This is a genomic window from Dyella sp. 01N448, from assembly GCF_056399225.1.
This window is the reverse complement of sequence record NZ_JBFTQX010000006.1, coordinates 408,737-428,399: the sequence shown is the minus strand read 5'-3', so window position 1 is coordinate 428,399 and position 19,663 is coordinate 408,737. Positions and strand designations below refer to the sequence as shown.

The 19,663-nt window shown below is 60.6% G+C and carries 18 protein-coding genes; 10 read left to right on the top strand and 8 right to left on the bottom strand.

Annotation, left to right across the window (positions count from 1 at the left end; genetic code table 11):
* Positions 1 to 247: 247 nt before the first annotated feature.
* A complete protein-coding gene (locus AC1DKY_RS13950; protein ID WP_441605651.1) occupies positions 248 to 1,408 on the bottom strand; it encodes a glycoside hydrolase family 18 protein in 1,161 nt (386 codons plus the stop codon).
* 179 nt (positions 1,409 to 1,587) lie between these two features.
* Between AC1DKY_RS13950 and AC1DKY_RS13945 the strand changes: the two genes are divergently transcribed.
* Together AC1DKY_RS13945 and AC1DKY_RS13940 are read left to right on the top strand one after the other, a co-directional pair.
* Positions 1,588 to 1,911: a c-type cytochrome gene (locus AC1DKY_RS13945; RefSeq protein ID WP_046971176.1), complete on the top strand. Its 324-nt coding sequence runs from the start codon at positions 1,588 to 1,590 to the stop codon at positions 1,909 to 1,911.
* A 17-nt stretch (positions 1,912 to 1,928) separates the two neighbouring features.
* The gene (locus AC1DKY_RS13940) at positions 1,929 to 2,282 is read left to right on the top strand and encodes a c-type cytochrome (RefSeq protein WP_441605652.1); all 354 of its coding nucleotides are present in this window, start codon (positions 1,929 to 1,931) and stop codon (positions 2,280 to 2,282) included.
* Between the two features lie 69 nt (positions 2,283 to 2,351).
* On the opposite strand, the gene AC1DKY_RS13935 is transcribed toward AC1DKY_RS13940, so the two are convergent.
* On the bottom strand, positions 2,352 to 2,960 hold the full coding sequence (locus AC1DKY_RS13935; protein ID WP_441605653.1) for an NfuA family Fe-S biogenesis protein: 609 nt from the start codon (positions 2,958 to 2,960) through the stop codon (positions 2,352 to 2,354).
* 138 nt (positions 2,961 to 3,098) lie between these two features.
* Here AC1DKY_RS13935 and AC1DKY_RS13930 point away from each other — a divergent pair, with 138 nt between their 5' ends.
* A complete protein-coding gene (locus tag AC1DKY_RS13930; protein WP_441605654.1) occupies positions 3,099 to 3,440 on the top strand; it encodes a 4a-hydroxytetrahydrobiopterin dehydratase in 342 nt (113 codons plus the stop codon).
* Positions 3,437 to 4,972, top strand: a complete 1,536-nt coding sequence (locus AC1DKY_RS13925) for a CPBP family glutamic-type intramembrane protease (protein WP_441605655.1) — start codon at positions 3,437 to 3,439, stop codon at positions 4,970 to 4,972. The genes AC1DKY_RS13930 and AC1DKY_RS13925 overlap by 4 nt, the downstream gene beginning before the upstream one ends.
* On the opposite strand, the gene AC1DKY_RS13920 is transcribed toward AC1DKY_RS13925, so the two are convergent.
* Positions 4,901 to 5,941 carry an RluA family pseudouridine synthase gene (locus AC1DKY_RS13920; RefSeq protein ID WP_441605656.1) on the bottom strand — a complete coding sequence of 347 codons (1,041 nt, stop codon included), beginning with the start codon at positions 5,939 to 5,941 and terminating at the stop codon, positions 4,901 to 4,903. The genes AC1DKY_RS13925 and AC1DKY_RS13920 overlap by 72 nt on opposite strands.
* 341 nt (positions 5,942 to 6,282) lie before the next feature.
* Here AC1DKY_RS13920 and AC1DKY_RS13915 point away from each other — a divergent pair, with 341 nt between their 5' ends.
* Positions 6,283 to 9,507 carry an Rne/Rng family ribonuclease gene (locus tag AC1DKY_RS13915; RefSeq protein WP_441605657.1) on the top strand — a complete coding sequence of 1,075 codons (3,225 nt, stop codon included), beginning with the start codon at positions 6,283 to 6,285 and terminating at the stop codon, positions 9,505 to 9,507.
* Between the two features lie 71 nt (positions 9,508 to 9,578).
* Here AC1DKY_RS13915 and AC1DKY_RS13910 read toward each other — a convergent pair whose 3' ends face one another.
* A complete protein-coding gene (locus tag AC1DKY_RS13910) occupies positions 9,579 to 10,247 on the bottom strand; it encodes a response regulator (RefSeq protein WP_441605658.1) in 669 nt (222 codons plus the stop codon).
* Between the two features lie 152 nt (positions 10,248 to 10,399).
* Positions 10,400 to 10,645 carry a hypothetical protein gene (locus AC1DKY_RS13905; RefSeq protein ID WP_441605659.1) on the bottom strand — a complete coding sequence of 82 codons (246 nt, stop codon included), beginning with the start codon at positions 10,643 to 10,645 and terminating at the stop codon, positions 10,400 to 10,402.
* A gap of 436 nt (positions 10,646 to 11,081) precedes the next feature.
* On the opposite strand from AC1DKY_RS13905, the gene AC1DKY_RS13900 reads away from it, so the two are divergent.
* Positions 11,082 to 11,600 (top strand): hypothetical protein, encoded by a 519-nt coding sequence (locus tag AC1DKY_RS13900; protein WP_441605660.1) that lies wholly within the window; start codon positions 11,082 to 11,084, stop codon positions 11,598 to 11,600.
* A gap of 2,288 nt (positions 11,601 to 13,888) precedes the next feature.
* On the opposite strand, the gene AC1DKY_RS13895 is transcribed toward AC1DKY_RS13900, so the two are convergent.
* Positions 13,889 to 14,239 (bottom strand): hypothetical protein, encoded by a 351-nt coding sequence (locus AC1DKY_RS13895; protein WP_441605661.1) that lies wholly within the window; start codon positions 14,237 to 14,239, stop codon positions 13,889 to 13,891.
* A 253-nt stretch (positions 14,240 to 14,492) separates the two neighbouring features.
* Positions 14,493 to 14,798, bottom strand: a complete 306-nt coding sequence (locus AC1DKY_RS13890) for a hypothetical protein (RefSeq protein WP_441605662.1) — start codon at positions 14,796 to 14,798, stop codon at positions 14,493 to 14,495.
* Positions 14,799 to 15,729: 931 nt separating this feature from the next.
* On the opposite strand from AC1DKY_RS13890, the gene AC1DKY_RS13885 reads away from it, so the two are divergent.
* From AC1DKY_RS13885 to AC1DKY_RS13870, 4 genes are all read left to right on the top strand, one after another.
* Positions 15,730 to 16,071, top strand: coding sequence for a hypothetical protein (locus AC1DKY_RS13885; RefSeq protein ID WP_441604161.1), 342 nt, complete (start codon positions 15,730 to 15,732; stop codon positions 16,069 to 16,071).
* A gap of 26 nt (positions 16,072 to 16,097) precedes the next feature.
* Positions 16,098 to 16,454, top strand: a complete 357-nt coding sequence (locus tag AC1DKY_RS13880; RefSeq protein WP_441604160.1) for a hypothetical protein — start codon at positions 16,098 to 16,100, stop codon at positions 16,452 to 16,454.
* A 405-nt stretch (positions 16,455 to 16,859) separates the two neighbouring features.
* Positions 16,860 to 17,891 carry a hypothetical protein gene (locus AC1DKY_RS13875; protein ID WP_441604159.1) on the top strand — a complete coding sequence of 344 codons (1,032 nt, stop codon included), beginning with the start codon at positions 16,860 to 16,862 and terminating at the stop codon, positions 17,889 to 17,891.
* Positions 17,892 to 17,989: 98 nt separating this feature from the next.
* On the top strand, positions 17,990 to 18,340 hold the full coding sequence (locus AC1DKY_RS13870; RefSeq protein WP_441604158.1) for a hypothetical protein: 351 nt from the start codon (positions 17,990 to 17,992) through the stop codon (positions 18,338 to 18,340).
* Positions 18,341 to 18,379: 39 nt separating this feature from the next.
* On the opposite strand, the gene AC1DKY_RS13865 is transcribed toward AC1DKY_RS13870, so the two are convergent.
* The gene (locus tag AC1DKY_RS13865; RefSeq protein WP_441604157.1) at positions 18,380 to 19,603 is read right to left on the bottom strand and encodes a tyrosine-type recombinase/integrase; all 1,224 of its coding nucleotides are present in this window, start codon (positions 19,601 to 19,603) and stop codon (positions 18,380 to 18,382) included.
* Positions 19,604 to 19,663 lie beyond the last annotated feature (60 nt).

Below are 19,663 nucleotides of genomic sequence, written 5' to 3'. Positions count from 1 at the left end.
ATCCCAACACGATGCTGCGGGCGTTATCAGGCCATTTTCTTTGGGTTACTTTCGACGCGAAGCTAGTCCCGTGGGATCTTTTGGGCCAGCAAAAGAAAAGTGACTCGGTCGGCGGCAGCCGATCGAAACGCCCGCCGCGTAGGCGGCACCCTGGCGGCAACGCGACAATCAGAAACCGAGGCTCTGGATCCCGGCCTGCGCCGGGATCACGAGCAAGTGATATCTGCGCCAGGATGAAGAGCGAAAGTCAGCGATGACCCAACGCCTCATCCAACACCCCCAACAACTCCTCATTCCGATCCAAACTCTGCTCCCAATACATCACCCCACCCAACCCCTTCGCCTTGACGAACGCCACCTTCGCCCGCAACGACTGCGGATCCTCATAAGTAACAAACGTGCGCGTCTTGGCGTTCCACAAATAAGGCGCCTGCGCCTTCGCATCCCAGTGCCGCACATAGCCGTTCTTGTCGATATAGCTGGCCACCAGCTCCTGCCACGAAGGACTGCCCGCGTACTTGGCGTACTTCTGCTGCAGACCATCGTGCGCCGGATCGACACCTGAGAACGCGCGCCCATAGAACGCCGCGCCAAGATTGAGCTTCTTCGCCGGCACACCCGCCGCAAGGAACTGCGCCACCGCCTTGTCACCCGCACGATCGTCCGCCGGAGCCACATCGGCCAGATGCAGCCCCGCGTGATGCCCGGTGGTCGGCGTCAGGCTGTTGTGGAAGTCGTAAGTCATCAGGTTGATCCAGTCGAGCGAACGCGACACACGCTCCAGCTCGATGCCCGCCACGAATTCGCCGTCGGCGGCGGCGATAGTCAGCAGGTAGTGACGCCCCTGGTGCGCCGCGCCCAGCTTGTCGAGACGGGCACGCAGCGCTTCCAGCAAAAGGCTGAAATTGCGCTTGTCCTCAGGGCGATGGCTGATGCCGGGACCCGCCAGCGTGGGATATTCCCAGTCCAGATCCACGCCATCCACATCGTATTTCTCGATGAAGGCGGCCACGCTGTCGGCCATGCGCTGGCGCGTGTCGGCTGCCAAAGCCACATCGGAGAAATAGTCCGCGCCCCAGCCGCCTACGGAGACGATGATCTTGAGGTTGGGATTGATCTTGCGCAGACCGGTGAAGGTCGCCAGCGTCTGGCCTGCGACGGGGCTGGGAAATTGCACATCCCCTTTGACGTCCACCTTCGCAAACGCATAGTTGATGACGTCGAGCTTCTGCGCACTCACCGGCGGCAACGGCTGGGAATCGGAGACATAGCCGACGATGCGGTAATCTGCCGCAGGGGGTGCGGCCTGCGCGTGGGCCCCGCTCCAGGCGACGCCCAAGGCCATCGCCATCGTCAGCGCAGCCTTCAGGCCACAGCGATTTCCCGCATTTTCCAGCCTTCCTTTCATGCTCGGTCCTTTGCGTATGACGTTGCGCAGCGCAGGGGCGCGCCTGCACCTCCCCGCTACTGTGAAGTCTTGCACTGATTGGAATCAGTGGCTTGCGACATGTTGTCCGTTCGTGAACGCTACGACTATACTTCCGAGACTTTCACCATGTACCAGCCGGAATCGTGGGGACGATGCTGATGACTCGACTGCAACTGCTTGGCCTGACCGTGGCCGCAGCTCTTTTCGCCACTGCCAGCGTGCATGCCGAGGGTGATAAAGCTGCCGGACGCAAGTTGATCTATACGTGCAATGGCTGCCATGGCGTACCCGGTTACGCCAACGCGTATCCGAACTATCCGGTGCCGCGCATCGCCGGCCAGAACCAGCAATACATCATCAGTGCACTGCACGAATACAAGGCCGGCGAGCGCAAGCATCCGACCATGATGGCCCAGGCGCAGAGTCTGTCCGACCAGGACATCCAGGACATCGCCGCCTACCTGTCCAGCCTCGCCAAGTAAGCCAAGGACCCGAACGCATGCATCGTGCACTGACCCTGCTTTCCTTCGGCGCCGTCCTGGCGGTCGCTTCCACCCAGCTGCTGGCTGCCGGCAACATCGAAAACGGCAAGCAGAAGGCAGCTACCTGCTTCGCCTGCCACGGCACCGACGGCAACTCGATCGATCCGCAGTACCCGCGCCTGGCCGGCCAGTACAACATGTACCTGCAGCAGGCCCTCAACGAGTACAAGACCGGTCAGCGCGACAACGCCATCATGAAGGGTTTCGTGGCGCAGCTGTCGGACCAGGACATCCAGGACGTTGCCGCTTACTTCTCCAGCCTGCCGACCAAGCTCGATACGCTGCAAGGTCATATCCAGGGCGACAAGTAAGCCGCACTGCAATAGTGAAAAGGCCCGCATCGCGCGGGCCTTTTTTTTGGACGTCCAGACGGCTGTTGATCAGCTTAGCGCGGACTGGCCTTCCTTCTTGCTGTAGTACGGATTGCTGCCGCCACTATGATCGGTGGCGTCGCGCACTTCGGTGATTTCCGGCACGCGTTCGCGCAAGGTCTTTTCCACGCCGTGCTTGAGCGTGACGTCGACCATGCCGCAACCATGACAACCGCCGCCGAACTGCAGGATCACCACGCCGTTGGCGTTGACTTCCAGCAGGCTCACGCGGCCGCCGTGCGAGGCGATCTTGGGATTCACCTCGGCCTCGAGCACATAACGCACGCGCTCGATCAGGCCAGCTTCCTCGCCCGGGATCTCACCCTTGATGCGCGGCGCGCGGATATTGAGCTGGCCGCCGGTGGCGTTAGGCTCGAAATCGATACTCGCGCCTTCCAGCCAGGGAGCGCTGTCGCCCTCCACGTTGAAGTCGAAACCATCGCAGACGATGGTCCATTCCTGCCCGGTCAGCTCGTCGGGCTCGGCAAACTCCAGCTCGCAATTGGCCGCCGGCGTACCCGGGGCGGTCACGCGCAGGCGGATGCTCAGCCCTTCGATGCCCTGCTGCGAAAGCAGGCGCAGGAAGTGCCGTTGCGCGCGTTCTGAAATGTCGATCATGTCTACTCCAGCTGAAACACCGGCCTGGCCGGGAATACAGCACCATTTTAGTCCTATTTTGCGTCGCCTGCCCGGCTTTGACTTTTCCTGGCGTAGCTTCGACGCTTCGCACCTTTCTCTCACGACGGACGATTCGCCATGAACCGCAGCCAACTCGCCAGCCAGCACTGCACGCCGCGCAAGGGCAAGGAACACGCGCTGGACGCCGCCAAGCTCAAGGAACTGCTCGTCGCGCTGCCCGGCTGGAAAGTCACCGACGACGGCAAGGCCATCGTCAAGGATTTCAAGTTCCCTGACTTTCACCACACGCTCGGCTTCATCAATGCGGTTGGCTTCATGGCCAATCAAGAGGACCACCACCCGGATCTGGAAGCCGGCTACGGTCACTGCCAGCTGTTGTGGTCCACGCACGACGTCGGCGGCTTGTCGATGAACGACATCATTTGCGCGGCGCGCGTCGACGTTCTGCTCGAGCGTTGAACTCAGCGCACTCCACGCTGCGCCTGCTTCCCGTTGCGGGTTTCCTCGCAGCGGTAGCGGTGCTGCTGTGGTGCATGGCGGCGCTGTCCGGCTGGATCACGCGCGGCCAGTTGATTCACCAGGCCAGCCACGATGTCGCCACGCTGCGCGCTGGCAGGCCTCTATGGGAGTGGCGGCTGCGTCACCCCTCCGATCTGGTGGCGAGCCGCGTGTTCGGCGCGGCCGAGCTCGCCGCCACGCCCGACGGACTGGTGATCACCAGCCGCGACGGCACGCCGTTTGAAGTCGGCCTGCCGCTGGCCGGACCGATCGACCTCGCGCACTGGCCCGTGCTGCGCATCGACGTGCAGGGCAACCGCGAGGGCGTGCTGGACGTGAGCTATCAGCCGACTGAGTCGGGTACACCGTGCTCCGCCGATCGCGCCGCCATGATTTCGACCAAGACGGCCTCGTTGTCCATCGATCTGGCGAGGCAGGCGTGGCGGGCTATCGATGGCGCGCCCTGCGGCGCTCCGGACGTAGTGGCGTATCTGCTGCGGCTGCGGGTGACGATCCCGGCGGGAGCGACGCTCGCCCTGCATCGGGCCGCACTGGCCTCGCCCGAGCCCGTCTCGCTGCCGCCCAAGATCGACCGCCAGATGGCCGACATCCGCTTGCTCGGCTCCGAATCCTCGGTCAACTGGACCCCCACACCCCAGCAACTGGCCAGCTACCGAACACCAATGGTCCGATTGCCGGAAGGCGCTACCGCGGAAGCCATGCTGTTGTGGCGGGACCGGGTGCGCCAGTACTGGCCGGCCGCCATCATTCTTCCCTTCGGGCAGGCACTGCCGCGCGCAACATCGAACCATATGCCGACCTGGCTCGATGCCGGGGTGGCTGCGCTTTATCTCGCGTGGCTGGCCTGGCTGGCCATCCGGCAGCGTCCGGGCGTGGTGCGGCCATGGACCGAAGTGGCCGCGATCGCCTTCGGTCCACTTTGGCTCATCGCCGGATTGCGCTGGGGACCGGGAGCGTCCATCCCGGGCATCACCGCCTTTCTGGCGGCGCTGGTCTATGGCGGCCAGAGCGAATGGCGCCGACGGCCGGTGGAATGGGGCTGGCTCGGACGAAGCTGGTCCGATTGGATCTATCCCCTGCTGCCGCTGCCCGTCGCCCTGGCGCTGACCCTGGCTGACGGCCACCACCTGCTCCATCTGGATGTTCACCACATCCTGGCCTACCTCGCCTGGGCGCTGCTGCAGCAGTGGGCGATGCTCGCCCTGGTCCTGGGTCGGCTGGAACGGACCGGCCTGCCGCGCCCGGCCATCCTCCTGGTCACGGCGGCCTTGTTCGGCCTGCTGCACACCCCGAACGGCTCACTGATGCAGCTGTGCGTAGCGGCCGAGCTGTGGTGGGCGTGGAGTTTCATGCGCTCGCCGCGCCTGCTGCCCATCGCCGTCGCTCACGCCGCCAGCGCCTTACTTGTGGAAAGTGGGCTTACCGGTCATCTCTTGCGTTCGCTCGAGGTGAGCGCGCGCTTTTTCCAGTAGACGACGGATCTTGTTGCCCTTCACCGCCAGAACGTCGAGGAAATCCTTCAGATCGTCGGGCATCGGAGCTGAAAAGCTGTAAGAACGGCCATCCAGCTCGAAACTCATGTGCGAGGCGTGCAGGAACAGCCGATTGAGGCCGAGCTCCTTCATGCCCTTGTTGATCTCTTTGTCGCCGTACTTCGGGTCGCCCGCCAGCGGGTGGCCGATATGGGCAGCATGGACGCGAATCTGGTGGGTGCGGCCCGTGCCCAGGGTTGCCTGCATCAGACGACCGCCTGGGTACTGCTCCATTTCCTGGAAGAAGGTGAGCGACGGCTTGCCGTTGTCGGACACCCTCACCATACGCTCGCCGCCCTGCAGTATCGACTTGAGCAGCGGCGCATTCACGCTGAACTTCGCTTTGTTCGGATGGCCGACCATCAGGCAGAGGTACTGCTTGACCACCGAGCCGTCGCGAATGGCCGCCTGCAAGCCGGTCAGCCCGGCGCGGGTCTTGGCGAACACCAGCACGCCGCTGGTATCACGATCGAGACGATGGACCAGCTCGACATGCTCGGTGGGACGGGCTGCCCGCAACAGCTCGATGGCGCCATGGCTGACTCCGCTGCCGCCGTGACTGGCGATGCCGCTGGGCTTGTCGATGGCAATAAAATGCTTGTCTTCGAAGATGATCGAATCAGTGATGGCTGAGACCATGCCCGCCGCTGGGCCCTTGGTCTCGACCTTTTCGGCCACCCGCACGGGCGGAATTCGCAGCATATCGCCCGCCACGAGACGCGTATCGGGCTTGGCGCGCTTACCGTTCACACGCACCTGTCCGGTGCGCAGAATGCGGTAAATCATGCTCTTTGGTACCCCCTTGAGCAGCGTCATGAGCGCATTGTCGATGCGCTGACCGTCCCGCTCGGGGCCGATCTCAACTTGACGCACACCGTGAGGTGCGTCGGGGGAAGTTACCGTCTGCATTGAATAAAACCTGCCGAAATAGGATACTCGGGCGGCGTTTGGTCTTGCCCCGCCGAAGTTCGGATAGGGGCGGGACACCCACCCCGTGACGTCGGCGAGGATAGCGCCGGTCGCCTCTTTGGCAGCCGGTTGCTGCTCCCTTACATCGTAACGGTTCGGGTTGTCGTTTGTCCGGTTTCCTAGGGAACCCGGGGCGGCTGGCGCGACCTAAGAATCATCCCGGCACCGAGAACGATGCCGTCATTTGCCGCTTAACCGCAGCGGCGCGATCCCCGGCAGGCCGCCGAAGTGACTGGCGCCACCGAGGCACGCGACGCGCGGCAAGCCGAGGAAAAATTACAATGAAACGTATGTTGATCAACGCAACTCAGCGTGAAGAGTTGCGTGTGGCCATCGTCGATGGCCAGACCCTTTACGATCTCGATATCGAAATCCCGTCCCGCGAACAGAAAAAGGCCAATATCTACAAGGGCCGCATCACTCGTGTGGAACCGTCCCTGGAAGCCTGCTTCGTCGACTACGGCGCCGAACGCCACGGCTTCCTGCCGCTGAAGGAAGTCGCCCGCGAGTACTTCACGCTTGGCCTGGACCCCAACAAGGCCAATATCCGCGACCTCATCAAGGAAGGTCACGAAGTGGTCGTGCAGGTGGAGAAAGAGGAGCGTGGCAACAAGGGCGCAGCCCTGACCACCTTCATCAGCCTCGCCGGCCGTTACATGGTGCTGATGCCGAACAACCCCAAAGCGGGTGGCGTGTCGCGTCGCATCGAAGGCGAAGATCGCCAGGCACTGAAGGAAGCACTCGAGCACCTCAACGTCCCTGACGACGTGGGCCTGATCGTGCGCACCGCCGGCCTCGGCCGCGATGCCGAAGAGCTGCAGTGGGATCTCGATTACCTGCTTCAGCTGTGGAAGGCCATTTCCGGCGCCGCCCAGGCGCAGAAGGCCCCGTTCCTGATCTATCAGGAGTCGAAGCTGTTCATCCGCGCCCTGCGCGACTACCTGCGCAACGACATCGGCGAAATCCTCATCGACGAGGAATCGCTGTACAACGATGCGCGCGAGTTCATGCAGCAGGTGATGCCCAACGCCCTGCGCAAGCTCAAGATGTACCGCGACGAGACTCCGCTGTTCTCGCGCTACCAGATCGAAACCCAGATCGAGAGCGTGTTCGACCGCCAGGTCCGCCTGCCCTCCGGCGGCTCGATCGTGGTCGACCAGACCGAAGCCCTGACCGCCATCGACATCAACTCGTCGAAGGCCACCAAGGGCAGCGACATCGAAGAAACCGCGTTCAACACCAACCTGGAAGCGGCGGTGGAAATCGCCCGCCAGCTGCGCATCCGCGATGCCGGCGGCCTGATCGTGATCGACTTCATCGACATGGACAGCCCCAAGCACCAGCGCGAAGTGGAAGAGCGTCTCAAGGACGCCCTGAAGCTGGACCGCGCCCGCGTGCAGATCGGCCGCATCTCGCGCTTCGGCCTGCTGGAGATGTCCCGCCAGCGCCTGCGTCCGTCGCTGGGCGAAGCCACCCAGATCGTGTGCCCGCGTTGCGAAGGCCATGGCCATATCCGCGGCGTCGAGTCGCTGGCCCTGTCCACGCTGCGTCTGATCGAAGAGCACGCCATGAAGGACAACACCGGCCAGGTGCTGGTGCAGGCTCCGCCGACCGTGGCCAACTTCATGCTCAACGAAAAGCGCGCCAGCGTGGTTGAGATCGAGCTGCGCAACAAAGTGCACGTAGTCATCGTGGCCGACGACAAGCTCGAGACGCCGCATATCGAAATCCAGCGCATCCGCGAAGCTGACATGGGCGAGCACAGCAAGCCCAGCTACGAGCGCCTCACCGCGGTCGAAGCGTCCGCCGTGCCGAAGATGGGCCAGGCCCTGGGCAGCAGCGAGCAGCCCGCCGTCAGCGGCATCGTGCCGTCGTCGCCGGCTCCCGTGCGCGAAGAAAGCGCTGCCGAACCTGTCGCGCAGGCACCGGCGGCACGCCAGCCGGCTGCCGCACCCGCCCCCGCCGGCGGCGTGATCTCGCGCCTGCTCGGCTGGTTCCGCGGCACGGCTGCACCGGCCGCGCCGGCGCCGGCCGTCAAGGCCGAACCGGCAGGCTCCAACCGCAACAATAACCGTCGCGACGAGCGCGCTCGCCCGGCCCAGGGCGGCCAGCCGCAGGGCAACCGCCAGCAGCAGCAGCGCCGCGAACAGCCGCAGCAGGGTCAGAAGGGCCAGCAGCAGGCCAAGGGCGGCCGCCAGCAGCCCAAGCAGGAGCGTCCGCCGCAGGCCCAGCAGCAGCCCAAGCAGGATCGCCAGCCGCAGCAGCCCAAAGGCGAAGGCCAGCAGGCGGCTCAGGGCGAGCGCAAGCAGCAACAGCCGCGTCAGGAACAGCAGCCGCGCCAGCCGCGTCAGCCGCAGGGTCAGGGCCAGCAGGCTCAGCCCGCGGCGACGGCAGCCGCCGCCGCACCGGCAGCCAGCCATGCGCTGGCAGAACGCCCCGCCAACGCTGCGGACGCCGAGCTGATCAAGAACCAGAATCTGGTGGCACCGGGCGAAACCACGGGCGAAGCTGTGGCCGCGGATACGGCTCCGGCCGTCGCGGGCGCCGCGGAGGCCGAGGGCGGCCAGTCGCGCCGTCGTCGCGGTCGTCGCGGTGGCCGTCGTCGTCGCCGTCATGAAGACGCCACGCAGACCGGCGCTCAGGCCGCGGAATCGGCCGATGGCCAGGATTTCGATGACCTCGACGATGAAGACCGGTCCGAGGCAGCAAGCGCTGCCGCTCCCACTGCGACCTCGGCCCCGGCCCCGGCCCCGGTTGCACAGGTGACCGCGGCGGTGGTCAGCACTGCCGCGGCCGTGGTGCATGCGACTCGTGAGGAATCGCCGGCCGCTACGTCCGACGTGGCGTCCATCAAGTCCGAAGAAGCCGCTCCCGTAGCCGCAGCGCCGGCACCGGTGCACGCGCCCGAGCAGGTGATCAGCGCCGTGGCGCCCACCTCGTTCAATCTGCCGACGCTGCCGCCAATTCCGGCTGCCGAAGCGGTGGTGGAATACGTCGCCGAGCATGTGCAGGTCGAAGCGCCCGCCTTCCGCGAAGCGTCGAACGCCACGCCGGCGCACGAAGAACCCGTGATGGCAACGGCCGCTCCGGTGTTCGAAGCCGCGACGCACAGCCCGATCACCGACGTCCCTGCGAGCACCACGCACGCCGTGGAACCGGTGGTCACCCCGGTTGCCGTCGAGGCCACGCCGATCGAAGCCACCACCACCATCGACTTCCGCGCTCATCTCGATGTGTCGCCGAAGATCGAGCCGGTGTCGGCGCCGATCAGTCACGCTGCCGTTGCCGAGCCTGCCGCTCCCGCGGTGGCCGAGCACAACGAGGTAGCGGTCAAGGCCGAGCACCTGGTTGAGCCCGAAGCGACGCCAGTGGCGTCGCCTGCACAGGGCGATCTGCTGGCGCATGCCGCACTGTCGCAGCCGCAGGCCGTCGAGCCCGCAGCGCCGCATGCGGTTAGCGAAGAAACGGCAGACGACGTCAAGAAGGACGCCTCCTCGCACGGTTGAGGACGCGTCTAGTCGATAAAAAAGAAGCCGGACGAATGTCCGGCTTTTTTTATGCCTGCCCTGCGAGAAGATCAGCCGCCAGGCTGGTTGTTGCCCACCTGGTTGTTGTGGGTATCGAGCAGGCCGTGGATCGTCATCAGATGCGCCAGGCTGATCACATGATCCACCTGCAGCTTTTCCATCAGGCGCTGCTTATAGGTGGATACGGTCTTGGGACTGAGATTGAGCTGCTCGCCGATCATGGTCAGGGCTTTGCCACGGACCAGCATCATGGCCACCTCGAGCTCACGGCTGGACAAGGCATCGAACGGAGAACCTTCCCCGTCCAACGTCGCCAGCGCCAGCTGCTGCGCCACCGCCGGGGCCAGATAGCGTCGACCGGACGCGACCTGACGCACCGCGTCGAGCAGCTCGTCGGACGTGCAACCCTTGGTGAGATAACCCAGCGCGCCGGCATCGAGCAAGCGCTTGGGAAAGCGTGCGTCATCAACCACGGTGACGATGATGATGTGGGTGGCCAGCTTGGAGCGCGATACGCGCTCGGTCAGCTCGATGCCGCTCATGCCGGGCATATGGACATCCACCAGGGCGATATCCGGCGCCTTTGCGCGGATCAGTCTCAACCCTTCTTCGGCAGTTCCCGCTTCGCCGCAGATCTGAATATCCGGCTGCTGCTGCAGGATCATCCTGAATCCCGTGCGCACCAGCTCGTGATCGTCAATTAAAACTACCTTGATCACCAGTCTCCCTCCTTGGGTTTGTCCTAACGACCATAGGCCGCCACCTGGGTTAATGCAAGCAGCTGAACTACTTAAAAAACAGATCCGCAATAAGGGCCTACCGACGTGAAGGGCATTGCCTTACATGTCTCATCGCCAGCACGCCGACGAGCTCATTCGACACCGGTTGACCAGTTCCGTAAGGCCACCGCGTCAAGGTCGAAATCCTCGACCATCACGGTCATCTCGTGGCCATCCTCATCAGTCCACTGCTGTTCGCCGACGCGACGAGCCACCCCATGGATGACCGCACCCTGCTCAATCCTGCCGGCACTCTTGCACTGGCCCACGACAAAGCCTTCGGGCAATTGCGCCGCAACGCGATCCTCAAAAGGGCCGAGAAGTCTGATGCCGCTCATGACATCCCTCGATAGTGCGAATCGCAGCGGTGATCGTGCGAATGGTGCCGGACCCGGGATCGACAAGTCAGTGGGTTAGCCACTTCCCAGCCTTCGTTCCGGAAGTTACTCCCAAAGTTACTCACAAACCCGCCATGTACCCAGGCCTGAGTCGTCGTGGGGCTGTCGATGGTATCCGTCTCGGACGCGGTCGACTACACCGCAAGTAGTAAGGATTCGCACTGCCCTGCCGACCTATATTCGAGAAGAGCAGATGCGAGACCGGGCAACCCGGTTACAGGGGAAAACTCACGAAACAGTTCGTTGCGGTCCCATTGCTGGACGGTCTTGCTTTTGCGGCGTTCGCGCTGCCGACCACTACCCTAGCCAGGGGTAGCCATAGAAGTGGCCTTTCACCCAATACCGTATACGTCAGAAGCCACTAGGGGAATTGGTGATGCCCAAGAAATATCTTGCACCATTGGTTGCGGCTGCGCTCCTGGCAGCGTGTGTATCAATGCCGCCCGTGACGATTCGTGAACGTGTGCCGACAGGCAGTGATATTGCCGTGGTGATGTTTAGGGACTGCGCAATCACTGGCCAGGAGGATTGCGACGGCTCAGGCCTTAGCGCCGGCGCGATATTCGCTCGAGTACTTGCGCAACAGCCGGGCATGAAGGCCATGCCCCTAAGTCGGCCAATCGGGCCGAAGGTCCAACTCGACGATGAACAAGCCGTGGCCTATGCGAAGGCCAAGGGCTTTCAGTACGTCGTCAATGGTGAGGTAGTGGACTACTACCGAGTTGCTCCCTTTACCTTCCGGACAGAGCGGGCGGGAGTGTCAGTACGCGTGCTCAGAACGTCTGACGGTCAAATGATGGCCTTCTTCAGCGACCGAACCAACTCAGGGAGCAATCTGACGACGCCAGACGCTCTCATCGAGGACATGGCACAGCACGTCGCTGCATCTCTTTAGGGTGACGTAGATGCTCGTTCGTGCTTCGTCGGACGCCCCAGTCCCTGTTACTCGCTGTTCTCAGTGACCAAGCCCCTTTGCTAATAATTGCTACTTTGGTGCGCGGCCAAAACTGGGCATCCTGCTATTTGACTCTATTTTAGAAAAGCCAGCGGCGGCTCCGTGCTTCCCAGTCAGGGAGATAGCATCAGGCGATGCAGCCAGTTGACATAGTTTGGTAGGCTCCGAACACATAAAAATCAGGCCCATCAAGTAGCCAGCCATGCCATTGCAGCCTCCGCTAACTTTCGTTCGAAATATGCTTCCCTTGAAGGCTGTCCTGCTTCATATCCAGCGCGCAGACGGAAATGTTGTCGCGCATGCAAGCGGCTTTCTGAGGCGCTCCGGTGGCAAGGTGTATCTATACACTTGCTGGCATGCAGTGACTGGCTACGACAAGCACAATCTAAAAGTAGGCCATAACCTGCCAAATCGCACGAGCGTACTAGTGGATATGCAAGACGCCCGTCAGAGACAGGAGGGAATCGTTTCAATCGGCGGGTTGCAAACGGTCTCCATTCCCCTTTACGAGCCAGGTTTATCTCCTCCGGCTCCGCGATGGTTTCAGGACGACCAACACATTCCAAATGGCGACCTAAACGCGATCAATCTTTTTGTTCCCTTTTGGCATGACGTCATCCGGCTAGAGGTACCCGAGGAAGTCAGGTACGTGGACGTACAGGTAGTAGAAGAAAGCGACGTCATCCCAACCGGGCAAATGCTGGAGGTCGGTGACAAGCTGTATGTTGTCGGTTATCCGTATGGGTACAGTGCTGGCGGCTCGGGCCAACCCACTCCTATCGTGCTAACGCGGTTTGTCGCCGCAACGAGGGCCTTTGGTCGGACGAGAGAAATACTGATGGAGTCTTCTGGCGCAAGCGTAATGTCTGGCGGGCCAGTGTTCGTTGAAAAGCCAACCGGGATTCATCTCATCGGCCTATACACAGGCCTCATCTATCCAGAGAATGCCGGCCACATTTCTCCCGAGAGTACTCCCAACTATGCAACTGCTTTGGGGACAGTTTGCGACCTGTCAATTCATCTCAACGGACACTTGCAGTTCGTTCGGAATCCGAACTCTCCCGTCCAAATAGGCCCGTAGTCTCGACGATAGCTCGCGGGCCTAACGCTTACGTCAGGATGCAAACTCGTTCAGTCCGATGGCACGTCGCGCTCACGCGTGGTCTGCCCCCTGCACTTCCAATCGGGGACTGCTATTCGTCCCAACACCCATATTGGGAAGCATCTCCACCATGTCTTTCGCCGCCACCTGAGCGCGCCACGGCGTTAGCCAGTCGCCCAAAGCATGTCGTTACCGCACGCGCCGAGCGCGAATGAATCCCTGACTGTTCACGGTGCCACCGCCGCTTACCGTTTGCCCGACCAGAAATACGTTGGCCGTAGAAGACAGTGAGATGCGCGCGACTGGCGCGACGATAGAAAAGGCATTGCCTGCCGGCACGCTAATACCACCACACTGTGCGTAACCTGGGATGGCTGGAAGCGTAGCCGAGGTCAGGCTTATTCCTCCCACGGCAGCGGTAAGAGTGGCACCTGTCTAAGGAGTGTAAAAGACATGTCCTTGCACATCCCAATCGCCCGCCGAGAGAGAGAGCGTCGCAATATTGGTGGGCGTAGCGCTAGTGATGGTGGTTACTGTTGACGTGACACTGGAATACTCCCCAACGCTTCCCGCATTGGCATTGTTGTTCGTGGTAGTCCCCACAATTCCGCTAGTTTGGCTGGGTGCAATGGCACCCGTCGCACTCAGCGTCGTGAAGGCACCTGAATTGGGTGTGGTGCTACCAATGGGGGGCGGTGCTACCAGCGAGAGTGCATTGTTAGAAGCGGCAGTGACAAGCCCCTTGGCATTGACGGTAAGCGAAGGGATCTGCGTCGACGTGCCGAAAGTACCGACGTTGGAATTTACGGTTGCCAAAGTCGAAACAAGAGATCCGGTGGGTGAAGTCACATCCCCTGAAAGCTCAAGCTAAACCGCACCAACCTAGCCATTGACTGACTAGACAGCAGGAAGCGTTGCCCCACTGATAACGACGATATTGGCACCCATCATGATCTAAAGCTCCACAGCATGTTGACGGAAGAATAGATGGCTGGCGCGCCAACATAGTCGAGCCAGGACCCTCAGCCCCTACTTCTTTAGCCGTTCTCAGGGTGTGTTTCCGTCCCGAACTGTCTGCTATGGGTCGAAAGCGGACATGCGTCGTCATCATCAAACAAATCGGATTTCAGTCCTTTTTGACTGCCTTCCATAGACAAACGATTGAAAGGAAGGCGATGACTCCCGTTGCGCAGGTGAGCCCGAGAAACGTGATTCCGAAGAGCAACGGATGCTCGTCACGATGGAAGGTAGCCCTCCCTCCACCACGACTTCCGGCGACCACTACACCGGCATCAAGCGAATACAGCATCCCGCGGATACAGCCGAAGACATAGATGCCGAAGGCCGTGCCGATGAGCGCCCAGGCTAGCCTTGCCGCCCAATTGCGAGCGCCGTCGGAAATGGCCTTGTTGAAGATCGTGATGATAAGGCCGGCGCTGAACGTGCCGGCACACGCAAAATCCAAAATCGTTGCCATGCTCTGACCGCCTCCCTGCATGAACTCATCGCGAAAGTCTGCCACAGCCCATCGCTTACCCCAAGGTCCGCTATGGGTCGGAAGCGGACATGTCCCTCTACTCATTCCAATGAACGTGCTACTAACGTCGCGACGGTCTTCGCCGCGCCGAGCGCCAAGACCTCATACTTCTGGCCCGTTTTCGCGTCAGTGAACTTGATGCCGGCCGCCGCGACCGCAGCCGGCACCATCAGCTAGGATCGCGATGCGTCCATTAATGAAGCATCCGCTCGCTCACCACGGAAATGCACTTGCCAACTCTTTCTGGCTCATTCGCCCTCATCATGCATCTGTAGTCACTGCGCCGATACGTGGCGCCTTTCATGCAGCGCTTCAGGCCGGCATCGGCATTTCCGAGCAAGTGTTCACGCAGGGATTCCGCTTCTGCCGCGGGAGCGCGAGCGACCGCATACTCAATCTCCTTGTCGGTCATCTGCTGACACTCCACTTCGGAAAGCGGACGCCAACTGCAAGACGCCAGCAGAACGCTGGCAACGATTAGACAAAACCAATGCTTCACTTCCCTGCTCCTTGGGTGTCGGCGTGTGGTGCGAGGCAACCAGCGACCTCCCGATGTGGGTCGCAACAAGCAGGGTAATCGTAAAATACTGCGCCTGTCGATATTTCGTACGGGTTGCAATTTTGACCGGTTACACGATTCCGATCTGCTGCCGAATGGGTGTCTTGGAGCGCATCCCTGGACCTTATAAATGCAGCATTGCTTTCAAAGACTTCACCCACCCCCACCCTCGATAAACTCAATCGAGGCGACGCGCGGCATCGGTGCATCCTCCATTCCAGGCGATCGCGGAGGTCTACTTTGGGTCGGAAGCGGACGCTACGCCGGAGCTCTATCTTGATCCCATTGCCGTCAGAAAGTGGCCTGCTGCGTTTACCAGCCATCCCCACATCCGACGTTCGTAACTCCGCGTCAGTTCACGGTACGAGCTAGCGCGCATCCGCAGATCCTTCGCCCGATCGTCTTGAGACATCGCAGCTCGTCCACACAGAATCCGCTGCATTGCATCGGTGATGGCGTAACCATCATGCCAAAACGCATGCCCTGCCAGACCAAATCGTTTCACGGTTGGCCATCATCTGGCGCACGCCCAATGACTGGGCATTTGGTTTTGAGCGCGGCGCTCAAGATCCAGGTCCTTATCAGGGCCTTTGCCTCGAATGGGACATCACTCAGGTGGGGGAAGTATCTAAAGAGCCGCATGGACAGGCTGGCGCCACCCCAAAAGTCCGCGGGCTTCTAGGGATGTCAACACAGTCCGCGTGACCGACGGCACAGTTCCAGCGCGACGGTCCTCGTTCTTACGCCGTACAACTTCCGTTGCAATTGACCACGTGCCTTGCGGCGACCGACCGTCTACGTGCCGAACCCTGAGCACTGCAGGCTGCTGTGTGCTCTTCAACCGACACCACCCTGACAAGGAAACTCTCACATGATGAGTCGCGTACGAAGCAGCGCCCTTTTTGTCGTCACGTCTCTTGTTTGCGCATCTACCGCCCTGGCCGGTGGCCAGTCTGGAAATGTCACCAACGTCTCCGTTCGACAGAGCGATGGCGTTATCTATTTCACGCTGGATGGAACTCCGACGGGTCGTGCAGCATGCGCTGCGTCAAACAATCTCTGGATAATTGCCAACGAAAACTCAGAAAGCGGAAAGAAGCAATTTGCCCAACTTTTAGCCGCAAAGATGAATGGAACTCCCATAACCGTGTTAGGAACTGGCGCCTGCACTCGCTGGCCTGACAGCGAAGACGCAGACACCGTCACCTTCTGACATCAGGAGACCAGGGAGTTCAAACCATGCGAATGAAGAAGCGAGCAATAGCCGCTGTAGCTCTCGTTGCAAGTCTACTGTCGTACGGCACCGCCTTCGCACAAAGCGTGACTCCTAGCAGCGTCATTCCAGTCACTCAGGTTTATACCGGCTGGCATTCCGATGTCTGGGGCATCGGCAACGGTGGAGTTGCGATCACCAACCCCGCAAACTGCAGCGCAACGGATGCCTACTATTCAGATGGCACGGATCCCGGTAACAAAAATTATCTTGCGCAAGCACTGACTGCCTTTAGCAATGGTGCACACGTCATCGTGCTCGTGTCCAACACCACCTGCACCCAGAGCAGGCCAACTATCTACGGGCTGATTCTTCAGCAGTGACACTGCCGCACTCATCAACTTCAATCACGTAAGGAAACAAGAAATGAGGCACCTAGGAAAGATTGCCCTCCTTTCAATTCTGCTTGGTTTGTCTGATGTCGTTATGGCCGGAAGTAGCGCGGGAACGCCGACTAACGTTGGCGCAGTCGACGGCGTTGTTGTTTTTACAGCCGGCACGAAAAGCGGCGGACCCACTTGCGCTGTCGTGACGCAAGAGTGGGCTGCAGATACCACCACACCAACCGGTAAGGCCATTTATGCATTACTGCTGACTGCCATCAGTAGCGGGCGCAATGTGGCTGTTCAAGGCGCCGGCCCAGGTCAAGATAACTGCAGTGCATGGCCCGACCGCGAAACCGCCACTGGCCTTTGGCTGCAGTGAGTACCTAACTTAGGAAAATGAATATGAAGAAGATAGGACTTGCACTTGCCCTACTTGGGTCGCTCATCGGCAGCGCCAACGCCCAGAGCATCCAACAGTATTTTGGCTATTTTAATGGGGATGTCCCAGCATCAACTGATGCGACACCCTCAGTTTCGCTGACTGAATTCAAGGATCACATCAACCTGTACCATATTCAGAACTGGTCAGGAGATGAGAGTGCTGCAGGTAGAGCCGTATCCAAGAGATATTTGCTCGACACGCTAGCCACAGCTAAGGCCGCTCATGTGCACGCCATCATTCCTGGCTACGCTTTTTTGTTCCAGAAAACAGGAACACAGTGCTGGCAAATGGATACGGGTGCTCAGGCTGCCTGGAACGACCTCGTGCAAGACTTGGTATCGCACGGCTATCTGGATCAACAGCATCCAGATCGCAGCGTTGTATCCGCCGTTTATGTCGTCGACGAGCCGAACCTCGTATACAAGACTTATAACAGTTGTTTGCAGGATACCAGCGGCGGCTTAGCGAATCCGGCGCTAGTCAACGCAGTGAATGCGATCCGATCAAATCCCAACACAAACACGATACCTTTGGCTTCAGTTATGGCAGTAATGCAAGACGATTTCGGCGATATCCGTCAGGGCCTGCAACTTTTCAACTGGGTTGGCTTTGACAAGTACACGGACACTGACAGTCAATGGGACGCACATTTCGCTAAGCTGAAGCAAGCCTCCAAACCCGGAACGAAATACATCATCGTACCCGGAGCTCAAAGCGTTGCCATTCCCGACGTTTGCGTCGGAACAAATGACACGCCCCACTTCATCGGCAAGATGAATTCCGACCCTTCAATCGTCTGGATGGCCCCGTTCGTTTGGTATACGAAATCTCCGCAATGCGGAGGGGTACGTGACAACCCAAGCCTCAAAGCCACGTACACGTCGTTCGGTGCTGGTATCAAGGCGCAGGGCTGCGCATCCTCGAAAGATGCAGGTCGATTCTGCAAGCCGCCATCCATCGCACCTATTCTTGATGTCATTTTGAACGATTGAGCGGTGCGCAATTACGACTCATGTCTCGACGGAACGATCGGTGGAGACTCGTTGAAGTCGAAGTCGCGGCGATTAGCAGTCAATTAAAGGGGAATTTTATGCCGCTACGTGTAAAAACAATTCTCGGAAGTGTATTCATTGCCGGCACCATGCTTGTCGCTAACGCCCATGCGCAGACTTCGTCCGGTATCGGCACCGTGTTGCAGATAAATACCGGGTGGGCAGAAGAAACGTTCATGCTTGCGATGTCCACGCCGGTCATCAATCCTGCCGGATGTCCTACTGCCGATACCTACGAGAGCACGGCATCTCAGCCTGGCTACAAGACCTATCTCGCAACGGCCCTGACCGCACTAGCGTCCGGCAGTCGGGTCGCAGCCGTCGTAAGTAACAGTGTTTGCACAGGAGGCCGTCCAACCCTCATTGGTCTATCGGCCCTCAGCAATTAAGGCCTAAGGTGGAGGGCTCGTACTGAGCCCTTCGCCACCTCAGTGCGCGGCAGTTCTGTGGCCGATCGCTACGACCTTACCGCCTACCTTCAGGCCATCCAGATAGTCCGCCCACGCCTGCATCATCCGCTTGCGCTCATCCAGGTACTGGGCGGCATGCGTGTAGGCCTCGCGGACCTTATTTGATTCGGCGTGTGCAAGCTGGCGCTCGATGGCGTCGGGGTTCCAGCCCATCTCATTGAGCCGAGTAGCAGCCAGGCTGCGGAAACCGTGCCCCGTCATTTCTTCCTTGCTGTAGCCGAGTCGACGCAACGCAGCGTTGACCGTGTTCTCTGACATGGGACGACTTGCTGAGCGCAGACCGGGGAAGACATAGTGGCCATGACCCGTCATGGCATGCAGCTCGCGCAGTATCGCTACTGCCTGGCTCGAGAGCGGCACCAAGTGCGCTACCTTCATCTTCATGCGCGGGGCCGGGATGCGCCAAATAGCCCCATCTAGGTCGAACTCCGACCACTGGGCCTGCCTAAGCTCGCCAGGCCGCACAAACACCAGGGGGGCCAGCTTCAGGGCGAACTCGGTGACGAACTGGCCGGTGAATCCGTCGATGGCGCGGAGTAGCTCGCCAACCTTCTTGGGTTCCACAATGGCCGCGTGATGCTTGACCTTGGGTGCCTTGAGTGCACCGCGCAGACTGGAGGTGGGATCGCTCGCAGCCCAGCCTTCCAGGACCGCAAACCGGAACACCTGCCCTGCCTTGATCTTGGCGCGGCTGGCCGCGTCCAACCTTCCGCTTTGCTCGATCTTGCGCAGGGCATCCAGCAAGACACGCGGATCGATTTCACTGACTGCCAGCGAGCCGATCTCCGGAAACAGAAAGCCCTCGAACAGCCAGCGATTCTTTCTCGCCGTGACCTCGGCGATGTGCTGGCGCTCCATCCATAGCTCGGCTGCCTCGCGAAATGTCACCGCCTTCGTCAGCGCTTCGACCTTCGCCTGCTTGGCTGTCTGTCGATGCTCGCTTGGGTCCATGCCCTGAGCTAGCTGGACCTTGGCAGCGTCACGGCGTAAGCGAGCCTGTGCCAGTGAGACGACGGGATACACGCCCAGACTTAGCATCTTCGCCTTACCGTCGAATCTATAGCGGTAACGCCAGCGCAGGGCGCCACTGATCGGCACTTCGACCGCCAAACCGTCGCTATCTGTCACCCGGTACAGGGCGCTTTTGGGCTTCAGGGCACGGAGCTTCGCGTCGGTCAGCATGTGAGTAACCTTTCCGTGTGAGTAACTACGGGAATCACATTACTCCCAAAGTTACTCACA

Excerpts from the sequence above, each read along its gene's own strand:
- AC1DKY_RS13950 (WP_441605651.1), bottom strand. The coding sequence starts at position 1,408 with ATGAAAGGAAGGCTGGAAAATGCGGGAAATCGCTGTGGCCTGAAGGCT.
- AC1DKY_RS13945 (WP_046971176.1), top strand. The coding sequence starts at position 1,588 with ATGACTCGACTGCAACTGCTTGGCCTGACCGTGGCCGCAGCTCTTTTC.
- AC1DKY_RS13940 (WP_441605652.1), top strand. The coding sequence starts at position 1,929 with ATGCATCGTGCACTGACCCTGCTTTCCTTCGGCGCCGTCCTGGCGGTC.
- AC1DKY_RS13935 (WP_441605653.1), bottom strand. The coding sequence starts at position 2,960 with ATGATCGACATTTCAGAACGCGCGCAACGGCACTTCCTGCGCCTGCTT.
- AC1DKY_RS13930 (WP_441605654.1), top strand. The coding sequence starts at position 3,099 with ATGAACCGCAGCCAACTCGCCAGCCAGCACTGCACGCCGCGCAAGGGC.
- AC1DKY_RS13920 (WP_441605656.1), bottom strand. The coding sequence starts at position 5,941 with ATGCAGACGGTAACTTCCCCCGACGCACCTCACGGTGTGCGTCAAGTT.
- AC1DKY_RS13915 (WP_441605657.1), top strand. The coding sequence starts at position 6,283 with ATGAAACGTATGTTGATCAACGCAACTCAGCGTGAAGAGTTGCGTGTG.
- AC1DKY_RS13905 (WP_441605659.1), bottom strand. The coding sequence starts at position 10,645 with ATGAGCGGCATCAGACTTCTCGGCCCTTTTGAGGATCGCGTTGCGGCG.
- AC1DKY_RS13900 (WP_441605660.1), top strand. The coding sequence starts at position 11,082 with ATGCCCAAGAAATATCTTGCACCATTGGTTGCGGCTGCGCTCCTGGCA.
- AC1DKY_RS13895 (WP_441605661.1), bottom strand. The coding sequence starts at position 14,239 with ATGGCAACGATTTTGGATTTTGCGTGTGCCGGCACGTTCAGCGCCGGC.
- AC1DKY_RS13885 (WP_441604161.1), top strand. The coding sequence starts at position 15,730 with ATGATGAGTCGCGTACGAAGCAGCGCCCTTTTTGTCGTCACGTCTCTT.
- AC1DKY_RS13880 (WP_441604160.1), top strand. The coding sequence starts at position 16,098 with ATGCGAATGAAGAAGCGAGCAATAGCCGCTGTAGCTCTCGTTGCAAGT.
- AC1DKY_RS13875 (WP_441604159.1), top strand. The coding sequence starts at position 16,860 with ATGAAGAAGATAGGACTTGCACTTGCCCTACTTGGGTCGCTCATCGGC.
- AC1DKY_RS13870 (WP_441604158.1), top strand. The coding sequence starts at position 17,990 with ATGCCGCTACGTGTAAAAACAATTCTCGGAAGTGTATTCATTGCCGGC.
- AC1DKY_RS13865 (WP_441604157.1), bottom strand. The coding sequence starts at position 19,603 with ATGCTGACCGACGCGAAGCTCCGTGCCCTGAAGCCCAAAAGCGCCCTG.